The sequence below is a fragment of the Vibrio sp. 10N.261.52.C2 genome, from assembly GCF_041471425.1.
GTDB classification, from domain to species: Bacteria; Pseudomonadota; Gammaproteobacteria; order Enterobacterales; family Vibrionaceae; genus Vibrio; species Vibrio crassostreae_C.
Genome location: NZ_JBFROH010000043.1, coordinates 56,616 through 71,007 on the forward strand (window position 1 = coordinate 56,616; position 14,392 = coordinate 71,007).

At 44.5% G+C, this 14,392-nt stretch carries 13 protein-coding genes; 2 read left to right on the forward strand and 11 right to left on the reverse strand.

Features of this window, described 5'->3' with window-relative positions; translation table 11 throughout:
- Positions 1-63 precede the first annotated feature (63 nt).
- Both AB4307_RS16450 and AB4307_RS16455 read left to right on the forward strand, forming a co-directional pair.
- Positions 64-1,098: an extracellular solute-binding protein gene (locus AB4307_RS16450; RefSeq protein WP_265974036.1), complete on the forward strand. Its 1,035-nt coding sequence runs from the start codon at positions 64-66 to the stop codon at positions 1,096-1,098.
- A gap of 210 nt (positions 1,099-1,308) precedes the next feature.
- Positions 1,309-2,346: an extracellular solute-binding protein gene (locus AB4307_RS16455; protein WP_017059627.1), complete on the forward strand. Its 1,038-nt coding sequence runs from the start codon at positions 1,309-1,311 to the stop codon at positions 2,344-2,346.
- 94 nt (positions 2,347-2,440) lie between these two features.
- Here the strand turns inward: AB4307_RS16455 and cobB are convergent, their stop codons facing one another.
- The 11 genes from cobB to AB4307_RS16510 form a co-directional block, all read right to left on the reverse strand.
- The gene (cobB, locus tag AB4307_RS16460; protein WP_017063867.1) at positions 2,441-3,175 is read right to left on the reverse strand and encodes a Sir2 family NAD+-dependent deacetylase; all 735 of its coding nucleotides are present in this window, start codon (positions 3,173-3,175) and stop codon (positions 2,441-2,443) included.
- Positions 3,176-3,431: 256 nt separating this feature from the next.
- Positions 3,432-4,652, reverse strand: coding sequence for an ammonium transporter (locus tag AB4307_RS16465; protein WP_017059625.1), 1,221 nt, complete (start codon positions 4,650-4,652; stop codon positions 3,432-3,434).
- Between the two features lie 377 nt (positions 4,653-5,029).
- Entirely contained in the window at positions 5,030-5,446 is a 417-nt protein-coding gene (locus AB4307_RS16470; protein ID WP_102506500.1) for a hypothetical protein, read from the reverse strand.
- Positions 5,430-6,503 carry a formate dehydrogenase subunit gamma gene (locus AB4307_RS16475; RefSeq protein WP_017103163.1) on the reverse strand — a complete coding sequence of 358 codons (1,074 nt, stop codon included), beginning with the start codon at positions 6,501-6,503 and terminating at the stop codon, positions 5,430-5,432. Before AB4307_RS16475 ends, AB4307_RS16470 begins: the two co-directional genes overlap by 17 nt.
- Positions 6,504-6,516: 13 nt before the next feature.
- Positions 6,517-7,125, reverse strand: a complete 609-nt coding sequence (gene fdh3B / locus AB4307_RS16480; protein WP_004733723.1) for a formate dehydrogenase FDH3 subunit beta — start codon at positions 7,123-7,125, stop codon at positions 6,517-6,519.
- A gap of 11 nt (positions 7,126-7,136) precedes the next feature.
- Positions 7,137-9,992 (reverse strand): formate dehydrogenase subunit alpha, encoded by a 2,856-nt coding sequence (locus AB4307_RS16485; RefSeq protein WP_017063869.1) that lies wholly within the window; start codon positions 9,990-9,992, stop codon positions 7,137-7,139.
- Between the two features lie 10 nt (positions 9,993-10,002).
- Positions 10,003-10,203, reverse strand: coding sequence for a twin-arginine translocation signal domain-containing protein (locus AB4307_RS16490; protein ID WP_008217926.1), 201 nt, complete (start codon positions 10,201-10,203; stop codon positions 10,003-10,005).
- 78 nt (positions 10,204-10,281) lie between these two features.
- Positions 10,282-10,920, reverse strand: a complete 639-nt coding sequence (locus tag AB4307_RS16495; protein WP_017059621.1) for a TorD/DmsD family molecular chaperone — start codon at positions 10,918-10,920, stop codon at positions 10,282-10,284.
- A gap of 9 nt (positions 10,921-10,929) precedes the next feature.
- Positions 10,930-12,597 (reverse strand): 4Fe-4S dicluster domain-containing protein, encoded by a 1,668-nt coding sequence (locus tag AB4307_RS16500; protein WP_372132574.1) that lies wholly within the window; start codon positions 12,595-12,597, stop codon positions 10,930-10,932.
- A 299-nt stretch (positions 12,598-12,896) separates the two neighbouring features.
- The gene (locus AB4307_RS16505; protein WP_372132577.1) at positions 12,897-13,580 is read right to left on the reverse strand and encodes a DUF3306 domain-containing protein; all 684 of its coding nucleotides are present in this window, start codon (positions 13,578-13,580) and stop codon (positions 12,897-12,899) included.
- The gene (locus AB4307_RS16510) at positions 13,570-14,034 is read right to left on the reverse strand and encodes a DUF3305 domain-containing protein (protein ID WP_017068190.1); all 465 of its coding nucleotides are present in this window, start codon (positions 14,032-14,034) and stop codon (positions 13,570-13,572) included. The genes AB4307_RS16505 and AB4307_RS16510 overlap by 11 nt, the downstream gene beginning before the upstream one ends.
- Between the last annotated feature and the right edge of the window lie 358 nt (positions 14,035-14,392).

Consider the following 14,392-nt stretch of genomic DNA (forward strand, 5'->3'; position numbering starts at 1 on the left):
AAATTGCCATTCTGTTTTTCTATCTACTGCCTTCGGGCAACGTTTAGTTTGGAGCTAACGTCAATGAAAAAATGGGCTACTCTATTAGCTGGTAGTGCATGTGCGCTTTCAATGTTATCTGCACCATCATTTGCAAAAGATAACAAAGAATTGGTATTCATGAATTGGGGACCTTACATCAACAGTGAGATTCTAGAACAGTTCACTGATGAAACTGGTATCAAGGTGATCTACTCGACTTACGAGTCGAACGAAACCCTGTACGCAAAGCTAAAAACACACAACAAAGGCTATGACCTAGTTGTGCCGTCGACTTACTTCGTATCTAAGATGCGTGACGAAGGTATGCTACAAAAGATCGACAAAACTAAGCTGGACAACTTTAAGAATCTAGATACTAACTACCTAGATAAGCCGTACGACCCAAATAACGACTACTCTATTCCACACGTAGTTGCGATCACAGGTCTTGCTGTTAACACTGACATGTACGATCCAGAAGATTTCCAAAGCTGGGCTGATCTATGGAAGCCAGAGCTTGAAGGTCAACTGATGATGATGGACGACACTCGTGAAGTGTTCCACATCGCACTGCGTAAGTTAGGTTACTCTGGTAACACAACCAACGAAAAAGAGATCGACGAAGCGTACGCTGAGCTACAAAAGCTTATGCCAAACGTTCTAGTATTTAACTCAGACAACCCAGGCGCGCCTTACATGTCTGGTGAAGTGGGTCTTGGTATGCTGTGGAACGGTTCTGCTGCTGCAGCGCAAAACGAAGGTCTACCAATCAAACTGGTTTTCCCTAAAGAAGGCGGTATCGGTTGGGTTGATAACTTTGCGATTAGCTCTGGTGCGGTAAACGTAGAAGCAGCTCATAAGATGATTGATTTCCTACTTCGCCCTGAAATTGCTGAGCAAATTTCTCGTGACACAGGCTACCTAACGGCCGTTAAAGCGTCTAACGAGAAGTTCAAAGATAGCCCTGCGCTATTCCCATCGCAAGAAGACCTTGATCGTGTTGAATGGCAAGCTGCGGTTGGCGATAAGACAGTGAAGTACGAAGATTACTTCATGAAACTTAAAGCAGGTCAGTAATTTAGCTTATTATCTAACTGTGGCTAAGTAACCAGTTTACTTAACAGGTCAACGTAGATAATCAATAAGTTAAAAATAAGAATATCAATGAATAGGCAGCTTAGGCTGCCTATTTTATTATATCGCTGCTATAATATAGCGCGATTTTTCGAAATCCTTTACCTTGGGTTCACTACCCAGCTCCAAATCAAACAAATGAACGGAACAGTAATGAAAAAAACACTGTATACCGGCGCATTGTGTGCTGCTACTTTACTTTCTACACCCTCTTTCGCAGCTGACCAAGAACTGTATTTTTACAACTGGTCTGAATATATTCCAAATGAAGTACTAGAAGACTTCACAGAAGAGACGGGCATTAAAGTCTACTACTCAACTTATGAGTCTAACGAAAGCATGTACGCTAAGTTAAAAACTCAAGGTACGGGTTACGACTTAGTGGTTCCTTCTACTTACTTCGTTTCTAAGATGCGTAAAGAAGGCATGCTTCAAGAGCTTGATAAAACCAAGCTAAGCCACTTTGCAGATTTGGATCCAAATTACTTAGATAAGCCATTTGACCCAAATAACAACTACTCAATCCCATACATCTGGGGTGCGACGGGTATTGGTATCAACTCAGACATGCTAGACAAGTCTTCAGTTAAAAACTGGGGCGATCTGTGGGATACGCAGTGGGAAGGTCAACTGATGATGATGGATGACTCTCGTGAGGTTTTCCATATCGCTCTATCTAAACTGGGCTACTCTCCAAACACGACTAACCCTGAAGAAATCAAAGAAGCCTACGAAGAACTTCGTAAGCTAATGCCAAACGTATTGGTATTTAACTCAGATTTCCCAGCGAACCCTTACCTAGCAGGTGAAGTGTCTCTTGGTATGCTTTGGAATGGTTCTGCTTACATGGCACGCCAAGAAGGCGCAACGATTGACATTATCTGGCCAGAAAAAGGCGCTATCTTCTGGATGGACAGCCTAGCAATTCCAGCAGGCGCTAAGAACACTGAAGCGGCTCATAAGATGATCGACTTCCTTCTTCGCCCAGAGAACGCTGCGAAAATTGCTCTAGAGATCGGTTACCCGACACCAGTTAAAACCGCTTACCCTCTTCTTCCTAAAGAATTTGCTGAAGACAAGAACGTTTTCCCACCACAATCAGTGATGGATAACGGTGTGTGGCAAGATGAAGTTGGTGAAGCGAGCGTTATTTATGACGAGTACTTCCAAAAACTTAAAGTAAACAACTAAGTTATTGTTAGTTAAGAAGTTAAGTAAATAAAGCGGCGTAAGCCGCTTTATTTTTTCAGATTCAGATACTGATGTGTGTTATTAAAGACAAGGCTTAGGCCGTTAAAGAACCTTTCTCTGTACATAATAACTCGCCAACCAGTTTAGGCACCTCGATACTCGCCTTGCCGTAGCGCTTCTCTTCAAATTCACTTTCAACCGCACTTGGTTCGAGGTTTATCTCGATAGTATGTGCACCATGCATTTTCGCATCGTGAACAAAGCCTGCCGCTGGATAAACAACACCTGAAGTTCCGATAGAGATAAACAGATCCGCTTCTTCCAGTGCGGAATAAATGTCGCCCATTCTTAGTGGCATTTCGCCAAACCAAACAATATGTGGACGCATTTGTGCAGGGATTTGGCAGCAATGACAAAGTTCACCCGTTTCAATATCGCCTTTGTGCTCTACAACTTGATTGGATTCACTGCAACGCGCTTTTAAAAGTTCACCATGCATGTGAATAATGTTGTTGCTACCGCCTCTCTCGTGCAAATTGTCGATGTTTTGAGTAATGATGGTAACTTTGCCATCAAGCTTGTCTTCGAGCTCTCCTAGCGCCTTGTGGGCTGAATTTGGCTGAATGCTCTCACTTTGCAGGCCGTGACGACGCTTGTTATAGAAGGCTTGTACCAAGTCAGGATCTTTTGCGAACCCTTCAGGCGTCGCTACATCTTCGATTTTGTGGTTTTCCCATAGCCCGTCTTGTGCTCGGAATGTTTGTATCCCCGACTCTGCAGAGATGCCAGCGCCAGTAAGAATTACGATATTTCGATATGGGAAATGCATATAACGTCCTTTTAGATATGTCACTTTGTAACAGCTTAGCACTGTTCAAATTCCAACAATAGTTTTGGGGATTAGACCATAGTCTTAGGCAACTGAATTCATTGGCTATTTGTGACATAACTCGCTTGATAGTTGTGGTTGTTGTTACTCAAATTCTCTGTTTTGCTATCCATAGAAACAAAAAAGCGACCGAAGCCGCTTAGTTCTGTTCAACAGTTGTCTACTTGATGTGCTTTACCCCACCAAGTGAACAACGTTAGTCTTCGTTGATAGAAGAGATCTTATGGATAGAAAGATCCGCACCGTTGAATTCATCTTCTTCACTTAAGCGTAGGCCTGTTAGTTTGCTCAACACACCGTATACGATTAACGCGCCGACGAAAGCAACAGCAACACCTGCGACTGTACCAATCAACTGAGAAGCAAAGCTCACGCCGCCTAGACCCCAGAAAGCTTGTTGGCCGAAGATACCAGCAGCAACGCCACCCCAGGCACCACATACGCCGTGTAGAGGCCATACACCCAGTACATCATCGATCTGTGTTTTGTTTTGCATATAAGTAAATAGGTAAACAAACAGCGCACCTGCCACACCGCCCGTCACCAAAGCGCCAAGTGGGTGCATCAAATCTGAGCCCGCACAGATAGCGACGAGACCAGCCAAAGGACCATTGTGGATGAAGCCCGGGTCATTTTTACCTGCAATTAGAGCCGCAAGAATACCGCCAACCATGGCCATGAGAGAGTTCATTGCCACGAGACCGCTGATGCCATTGATCGCTTGAGCTGACATCACGTTAAAGCCAAACCAACCCACACATAAGATCCAAGAGCCTAGTGCTAAGAATGGGATATTCGATGGTGCGAAGTTGGTGTGTTTGCCTGCACGGATTCGACCTTTACGCATCCCTAAGAAGTAAACTGCGACCAAAGCAATCCAACCACCTACGCCGTGAACCACTACCGAGCCTGCGAAGTCATGGAACACGTAACCAAACTGACCTTCTAGCCAATCTTGGAATCCAAAGTTGCCGTTCCAAATGATGCCTTCAAAAAATGGATAGATGAAACCAACCGTAAACAGTGTCGCAATCAAAATTGGATAGAAACGAGCACGCTCTGCGATACCACCAGAAACAATCGCAGGAATTGCCGCTGCGAATGTCATTAGGAAGAAGAACTTAACCAGTTCATATCCGTTGCCTTGCGAAAGTGTTTCTGCGTCTGCAAAAAAGTGTGCACCGTAAGCAACCCAGTAACCGATAAAGAAGTAAGCAATGGCGGAGACACCAAAGTCGGAAAGGATCTTAACCAGCGCGTTGACTTGGTTCTTCTTTCGCACGGTACCGACTTCGAGAAACGCAAAGCCAGCATGCATCAGGAAGACCATGATTGCGCCGAGTAATAGGAATAAAGTATCTGAACTTTGGGTAAGGGTTTGTACTGCACTATGAACTTGAGTCACCGTTTCACTCATTAAAGCATTCTCCTTCGCTTTATCTGATTTGCACTGATATCGTGCGATTCAATGTTGTAATTAATTAAAGACTCAACAGTGAACGCAAGATGTGTTCCAAGTGTGAAGGGTAATTTTCGTGCAACAGCTTCTTTCTTTAAGTTGTTGATTATTAATCTCTAAATATTTAGGTGCACTTTTATGGTCCTTTACACCAAAAAAAATCGCAACGACAATTGCACCAAATAAGGGAGTTGCACCATATTGAAGCGGTCAATAAGTAGGTTATGATGCAGATAGCGGCTGACAACTATTTACGGTTCCGGGGACTTAAAAACAAAAAGCCCAGTTCAATGAATCACTGGGCTTTCTTTAGATATGTCATTAACGTCTCAGCGTTACAGGTTTGGTCCTGTCGACGGGTTTTGCGGTAGGTTTTGACTTAAACGCTGCATGCCTTGATACATACGGATAAACCAAACCACAATCGCAACACCACCGAACAACATGCCTACATACGGTATGTAGTAAGCGATGTCATCGATAATATGATTTTGATACCAGTAATCGTTCACACCGATCAACACGCCATTAGAGGTCGCTACTGTCACGATAAGTACAACAAAGAACGTCAAGTTCAAGAAGAACGAGCGAATCAAGCCGTAGTAATGGGTATCCACTACTTCGCCGTCTTCACCTTTATCTAAACGATAGCCCGCGTAGATGATGGCAATTACACCAGAGAGAAGACAAGTAAATGGTGTAAAACAGCTGAGGATGTAAGCAACCCAAATACCTTTATGAGGTTTGTTCATTCTTATTCACCCCTTCACTTTTCTCTGTTGCTGCGTTAGCGCTTTGTTCAACGCCGTTTTTCTCTTGTTCCATCACTTCTTTGTACCAAAGGTCATGGTGCTCTTTTGCCCAAGTTTCATCAACTTCGCCTGTTACCATGCCTTCTAGTGCGCCTTCCATACCGAACAAGCCGATGTAGATGTGGAACACGAAACCACAGATAAGGATCAAAGCAGCCAACATGTGGACTAGGTTTGAAAGCTCCATATCACGACGCGTTTGACCGAAGATTGGGAAGTCTAAAACCAAGCCACTGATCGCAGCCACACTACCCATTACAATCAATAGCCAGAACAGCGCTTTCTCACCCGCGTTGGAAAACTCTGCAGATGGATGAGAACCTTTATGTTTCCCGACCATACCACCTAGTTTCATGAACCACTGGATATCGACCATCTTGAAGATAGACTTGCGCCACCACTTGATAAGAACAGCCATCAACAGCACATAGAAAATTGGGCCGATGTAGTTGTGGTATTGCTTAGCTAGTAGAACGATGAAGCCCCACAGATCCGTTGGAATGTACGGCTTCAAGAAGTGTTTACCGTAAACCAACATCAAACCACTGAACGCCAGTGTTAAGAAGGTAAACGCCATACTCCAGTGCAAGGCACGGTCTAGTCGAGACCAACGTTTGATCTTACGGCCTGTTCTTGGCGCACTCAGCATTAATGGGCCAATCACAACGTACATTAGAGTAACGAAAGCAATACTGCCAAAGATAGCGACAGCACCGGCTGGTGACATCCACTTCTCTTTCAATATGTACCACGTTTGACCTGGGGTACTGATCAACACACCGTGCTCAGCCGATTGAGATGTGGTGTAACCTTCTTCACCGTTTCTTACTTGTCGCCAAAAATCAGCGCCAGCAAGTTGTGTGATTTCTCTTTCAGCAGAGCTCGATTGAGTTTGTGATGAGTTCGTCTCAGATGCATGACTCAAAGGAGACAGCATTGTTAGTGCTGCCAACATTGGCAGCACAACAAGGAAGAGACGCTTAAACATTGTAAGCATATGTCTCTCCTAACTAGCTCTTCATCGCATCGTAAGAAAGGTCATTGCCGTCTGTCCAGCCTGCACCCTTCGCACCACGCTCAACAACACGCTGACGGAAAACATCAGAAACTTTCTCTGCGTCACCCGCTAGCAGTGCCTTAGTTGAACAAAGCGAAGCACACATTGGCAGTTTGCCTTCAGCAATACGGTTCGCACCGTATTTTTGACGCTCTTCAACAGAACCTGGCTCTGTTTCTGGGCCGCCAGCACAGAAGGTACACTTGTCCATTTTACCGCGCTCACCAAAGGCTTCCTGTTTAGGAAATTGAGGTGCGCCAAACGGACAAGCAAACAAGCAGTAACCACAACCGATACACAGATCTTTATTGTGAAGTACGATGCCGTCTTCCGTATGTTCAAAACAGTCTGCCGGGCAAACTGCCATACAAGGGGCATCAGTACAGTGCATACACGCTACTGAGATAGAGTTTTCACCTGGTTCGCCATCGTTCAGTGTCACAACGCGACGACGTTGAATACCCCATTCCAGAGCATCATCATTTTCATTCTTACATGCAGTGACACAACCGTTACATTCGATACAACGCTTGGTGTCACAAAGAAATTTCATTCTAGCCATTTTAAGACTCCTTACGCTTTACGAATATTACAAAGGGTTACTTTCGTTTCCTGCATCAACGTGACAGGGTCGTAACCGTATGTGGTTGCTGTGTTAGCAGCTTCACCAATAACGTAAGGATCAGTGCCTTCTGGGTATTTAGAACGCAAATCTTCGCCTTGGAACTTACCACCGAAGTGGAATGGGATGAATGCCAGACCCGGTTTTACACGACGTGTAACCATCGCTTTCACCTTAATACGGCCCTTCTCTGCGCCCTCAACCCAAACATCGTCACCGTCTTTAAAGCCGATGTCGTTTGCATCTTTCGGGTTCACTTCAACAAACATCTCTTGCTGTAGTTCTGCTAGCCAAGGGTTAGAACGGGTTTCTTCACCACCACCTTCGTACTCAACCAAACGACCAGAGGTCAGGATAATCGGGTATTCGCCAGATTTGTCTTGCTCTTGAATCGACTTGTAAAGCGTAGGAACACGGAAGATAGCTTCTTTGTCGTCCCACGTTGGGTAATCAGCAACTAGGTCTCGACGTGGCGTGTAAAGTGGCTCACGGTGCAGTGGTACACGGTCTGGGAATGTCCAAACAATCGCACGTGCTTTCGCATTACCAAATGGGATACAGCCGTGTTTAATTGCCACACGTTGGATACCACCTGAAACGTCAGTCTTCCAGTTTTTGCCTTCAGCAGCCGCTTTCTCTTCTGCAGTTAGATCATCCCACCAACCCAGTTGTTTCAGTAGTTTGTCACTGAACTCTGGGTAGCCGTCTTTGATCTCACAGCCTTTCGAGTAGCTGTCTTCTGCCAGTAGGCTTTGACCTTCAAACTCAACACCAAAACGAGTACGGAAGTTACCACCACCTTCAGCAACCGTCTTAGACGTATCGTAAAGGATGTGTGTACCCGGATGTTTCATCTCTGGTGTGCCCCAACATGGCCAAGGTAGACCGTAAGTCTCGCCATTTGCTGGACCGCCTTCTGCTTCTAGAGACGTTTTGTGGAATGTGTGCCAATTCTGTTGGTGTTCTTTCAAACGCTCAGGGCTTTGGCCTGTGTAGCCGATTGTCCACATACCTTTGTTGAATTCACGTGTAATATCTTCAATCAGTGGTTGGTTGTTCTCAACACGGATGTTTTTGAACAGCTGATCAGAGAAACCAAGCTTCTTAGAAAGCAGGTACATGATTTCGTGGTCAGGTTTAGATTCGAATAGAGGATCAACAACCTTGTCACGCCACTGTAGAGAACGGTTTGACGCCGTTACACTGCCGTAGGTTTCAAACTGAGTCGTTGCTGGTAGCAGGTAAACGCCGTCGGTACGATCATTCATTACCGCTGCAACCGTTGGGTATGGGTCAACAATAACCATCATATCCAGCTTCTGCATCGCTTTTTTCATCTCTGGACCACGAGTCTGAGAGTTCACCGCGTGACCCCAATAGAACATGGCACGGATGTTTTCGCGTTGGCGAATCTTGTCTTTGTCTTCAAGTACGCCATCAACCCAACGAGATACAGGAATACCTGCACTGTTCATTGGTTTTTGACCGCCGTATGCGTTGTCGTCGAAACGGCCTTTCACCCAGTCAAAGTCGATATCCCAAACTTTTGACCAGTGACGCCAAGAACCTTCAGACAAGCCGTAGTAGCCTGGAAGTGTGTCTGACAGTACGCCAAGGTCAGTTGCGCCCTGTACGTTATCGTGACCACGGAAGATGTTTGCACCGCCGCCTGATTTACCGATGTTACCTAGCGCAAGCTCAAGTACACAGTAAGCGCGTGTGTTGTTGTTACCAGTCGTGTGCTGAGTACCACCCATACACCAAACGATACAACCCGGACGGTTTTCAGAAAGTAGTTTCGCGGTGTGGTATACGTCTTTTTCACTAACACCAGTTACGCGTTCAACTTCTGCTGGGTTCCACTTCGCGACTTCTTCACGGATCTCGTCCATGCCGAATACACGTTGTTTAATGAACTCTTTGTCTTCCCATTGGTTTGCAAAGACGTGCCATAACACACCCCAGATAAACGCAACGTCAGAACCTGGACGAAGAGAAACGTAGTGATCTGATTTCGCAGCAGTACGCGTACGACGAGGATCCGCAACAACGATCTTACAGTTGTTCTTCTCTTTCGCGATCAAGATGTGTTGCATCGCTACTGGGTGAGCTTCCGCTGGGTTTGAACCAATGAACAGCATCGATTTACAGTTGTGCATGTCATTGAACGAGTTTGTCATTGCACCGTAACCCCAAGTGTTCGCAACACCGGCTACTGTGGTTGAGTGACAAATACGTGCTTGGTGGTCAACGTTGTTGGTGCCCCAAAGCGAAGCCATCTTACGGAATGCATAAGCTTGCTCGTTACTGTGTTTCGCACTACCTAGGAAGTAAACTGAATCAGGGCCAGACTCTTTACGAAGTTCTAGCGCTTTGTTACCGATCTCTTCAATCGCTTGTTCCCAAGAAAGCTTCTTCCACTTACCGCCTTCCAATTTCATTGGGTACTTAAGACGACGTTCACCGTGGCCGTGCTCACGAAGTGCTGCACCTTTCGCACAGTGTCCACCAGCGTTGAATGGGTGATCGAATGCAGGCTCTTGACCTGTCCATACGCCATTTTGAACTTCAGCGTAGATACCACAACCCACAGAACAGTGAGAACAGATAGTACGTTTCACTTCTGTTTTCGCTTCTGGATCGACTGATTTAGCCTGTGCTTTCTTCATCATACCTGGTGCAAATAGACTTGCGCCTACCACTGCGCCACCAGCAGCTAATGAAGTGTTTTTCATGAAGGCACGTCGAGACACACCTAGCTGATTGGTTTCTTTGCTCACACTATCGGAGCGTTTGACAAGTTTCATCCGTTATCTCCTAAAGTGTGTCGTAGTAATCGCGAATGTGTTGCGTCTCACGATACCCTGTCTTCTTCACGTCTTCTTTCGAAATTTCAACAGTTTCTGAAGCGGTTGCCACTTTAGTTGTACCAGCGACAACGGCACCAGCAACGGCTGCAGTCGTCAAGCCTTTGAGTAGATCCCTACGGCTTGTATTTATATCTTTATTATCTTTCATCATTGCTTCCTTACCTTACGGTAGATCTTTTTTTGGAGGCTTAATGCCCCTCTATCGATATAATCGCGTACTGCTCGATTACTCGTAATCAGTGACGTTTTTCACATCAATCTTTAATTTGTGCTTACTGCTTTTTGTATTCACGCTAAAACGCACTTGTTCTAACGTTAAGAATGCTTCACACAGTTGAGCGGCCGATTTGTAGAAGTTCGCGCTTTCTGCCCCTTCAAGCTGACGCGTGAAAGAGTTAAACCAAGGGCCAAGGTGCTTATTGAATACCGCCTGTTGCAGTGCTTCTTCTTCAGCCGTTAGCATCGCCATCACTTCACACAGTGCTGCGATATGATCTTCCGGCTCTTTCACTTGATCGTCACGCTCAATGCCTAAAAGCTCTAAGTCATGACGAATCTCTGCCAATGGTTTTTCCATCATGGCGCCAGTGCGATGCCAAGAACCAAATGGAACGACTTCTCCACGCCCAATACCGATGAACAAATCTTGATATTCGTCTTCAAGAGCTTCACGGTTTGATTCTGTTGCCGCTTGTTGAATGGCAATCCAAGCCTTTTGCATTGCGCTTTCAGACGCTTCAATATCGAGTGTTTTTAGAAAGTCGATCACCTCTTCAGAAGGTGCGCTGCGAAACAGTGCGGATAGAACCAAATAGATCTCAGTTCTTAGTGTCTGTTCTTGTGCCTGATCCAAATTCGTTTCCAAGGCTAACTCCTAGTATTTCAATTGTTTCAATGGGTCTTGAGCCATTGAATCGAACATATCCACCACACGGCAGTCTTCACACATAGCAATACGATTAATCGCTGCTTCATCTGAAAAGTGAGAGTGACCGCGTAACTTGTTCTGTAACATGTCAATCATAGACTGAGGTGCGAATGGTTTATGGCAACGTACACATTCCGCAGCTTTCTCTTCATGAATCACAACTGCTTTTTGACGTTCTTCTTTTACCCAGTTCATACGAGGCGTAAGAGTCAGAACATTTTCAGGACATGCCTTTTCACACAAGCCACATTGAATACAGTCTTGTTCTACAAATTTAAGTGATGGAGAAGCCCCGTCGGTATGAAGTGCACGTGTCGGACACACAGCCACACAGCTCATACATAACGTACAATCTTTGCTATCACACGAAACGTTGCCGTAAGGTGCGTTTGACGGAAGCTCAACAATATTTTCAACAGGAATACGAGCTGAAGACATCGCATCAAGTGCTGTAAATAGACGTTGGCGCTTGTTGCCTTGAAGATCGCCAAGTGCAAGGTCGAATGAATCCACACAAAGTGTTGGAGGACATTCACGTAGAGATTCTAAGTACAGAATATCGATGGTTTCTTTTGGAATACCGATTTGATCTAGTAGTTCTTGAGCAATCCCTACTTCGTTATTTAGAACACGAATGATCGTTTCTGGCATAAAGCGAGATGCGGCAAACAGAACCTGAGTTGCGCCATTAACTAAAGCTGCAAACCAAGTATCGATACCAATAGATGGCAGTTCTTCTACGACAATTGGAATCACGTTATCTGGCAGTGCTTTTAGCGCCATTACATTGTAAGTCTCATGACGAGAGCTACAGATAAGTACGATTGGATCCAGACCGCCCGCTTGCTCATAATTAGCTAGCGTACGTTCAATAAACTTTTGAGTGTCATCAGGGTTTGGCAGCGCATAGGTAATCGCTTCTGTAGGACAACTAGTTGCACAAGTACCAACGCCTTGACATAGGTAAGGGTTAATCTCAATCTTGTGACCCGTCTTATCAGAGCCTTCACTTGATAGTGCGCCAGCAGGACAAGCATCTACACAACGCTCACAGCCTTTTACGCCACGAGAACTGTGCGCGCATAGGTCTGTGTCCAAACGGAAGAACTTAGGCTTATCAAACGTGCCCATTAACGTAGGAATTTCTTCTAACGCTTCAGCCAGTTTTGGATAACCACGACCTACTGGGTAATAACCAGGAACAGGCACTTCTTCAGTCATGCAGCTATTCAGACATAAGTCCAAAACCACATCAAAACAGTCATGATTGATTGCTACTTTTGCAAGGTTATTGGTTAGGCCTTTGCTCTCGATAAGAACTTCGAACGTACCAAGGAAACCAGAAACTTGAACCGCGTTCGCGTAGTAAAGCTCTGACTCAGTATTCGTTGCCTTCACACCATCTGTCGAAAGCAGTGTTAGGCTTGTTAACTGAGGTAATTGAGCCGCAGCACTTTCAATGATCGCAGTTGGACCAATAACAAGTGTATTACCGCCGCTTTCGTAGCTAACAGTAGGTGGAATCAGATTTGTTAACTCAACTGTATTTTCAAATGCATACAGTCTTGCTTTAGCGTTATTTGAATTTGCTTGTTCTAATAATTGTTTAAGCATTGCTCAGTTCCATCTTTGGACATGGATAATCTGTTCAACCTTTATTGTAGTAAGCGAGAGAGAACTTGCTGAGTAATCCGTTAACAACTAACCCTTTAGCCAGTGTGTCGTTCGTCAGACCGTGAACTCGTCTATCTACAAAAAAGTTGATAATGAACGTTATTTTGCAAATGCCATGCCAATTTAATATGCCTTATATTTCAGTGATTTAATCCTATATAACGTTTATTGTGCGTATAAAAAAACCGCTTGGGACATTTTGTCGCAAGCGGTTCATTGAGTGTTTAGTCAAAATGTACCTATTCTTTGTGTGGTATATTTTGTCCCACCTCTTTCAGGTCTGCTTCGTCTGATATTGTAGCGTTATTATTCGATACTGTGTTTTTATACAGTTCTTTTTCTTGTTCGGTTATTTCGGCACTTTCTGACGTTTCAAGTTTATTATCAGATACCTCAAGATCGATTTCAGAATTTTCTAAAACTTCACCTTCGTCTTTATTATCAATGATTTGCTCTTCTTCTGGCGCAGTTTCTTCTTCCGTTTTGTCTTTAACCCAATCACGCAAGGTTTCCGCAACCCCTTCAGAAAGAGACTTCAAATTACTGTAATCGTCGTCGTAATCATCTAAACCATCACGAACGTTGAATTCTTCTGAGAGGAATAATTTACGCAATGCCGCTTTTTTTACGCTTTCTGAAGCTTCTGACACCAATAATTGAGCAACAGACAAGTCTTCAGTCGTTTCTGATGCTATCTCCTGAGAGTCAATAGTTTGAGAATCGACAGCGTGTTCTGGAGACTCTTTTTCCAAAGTTCCACGTTCTAATGACTCCGATGTTTCTGCGTCTATAGATGAAGCAGCAGACGAAGTCTTTGCGGAAGTAAGCTCAGTTTCCTCAAGCGTTTGTTGCGCTTCTAAAGGTTGGTCGGTTGATTCATCAAGCTTTCGTTGAGACCAACGGCTAAAAAAGTTAGTTGCCATTTGATCGACCCGCGCCTTTACGTTTCTTACGTCTTGCTTCTAATAACTCACCATGACGACCGATGAACGCTTCCATCCAAGCTTGTACAGGTAACGGAATGTCGTATGAAAGGACTTGGTTGTCACCGTCCATGTATTGCCCTGCAACGGTTTGTGATGCTGTAAGTAACTGAATGACGGGCTTAACGCCTGAATCGACATTATCCATCACTAAGAAAAGCTTAGGTTGCTGAGAGCTTAGATTGAAGCGGTAGTCGGTACGTTCGTCTTTGTGCAACTGAAGCAAACATACGTCTGGGGTTTCATGTTCAGGTGATAATTCAAAACCGATGAGTTCCCATTGAGTTGTTACCCAAATGCCAGTTTTGATCTCTTTCTCTATTCTTTGGACACCGATTGGCCAAGCTGCTTCTGTTTTTTCATATTGTTCTTTGAATTCTTTTATCTCAGACATACTTCACCCAATTGATTTTCTTTGGTCTGAATGCACTTAGGACATTTTGTACTGTGTGCATTCATATACACCCCATAAAGCAATAAACACGCCAATACGGATTAACTGCGAGAGCGTATCTATAGCGTTCGTTATCAAGTTGTCACTATAACGTTAGTCGATACTGGTTATTTCAGACAACTCCACCCGGTGAACTCTCATATTTTGCGCTATTTTAATCTAATGCTTCATGTTTCCATCAATCCCCGTTATTTTGGAATAAGATTTGCTTTAGCTAATTCGCTAATGTTCTTCACAGAGCTATGTATTCACAGATCTATGGCATGTTCGAGAACGATAATCGAAATCTAGGCCATAG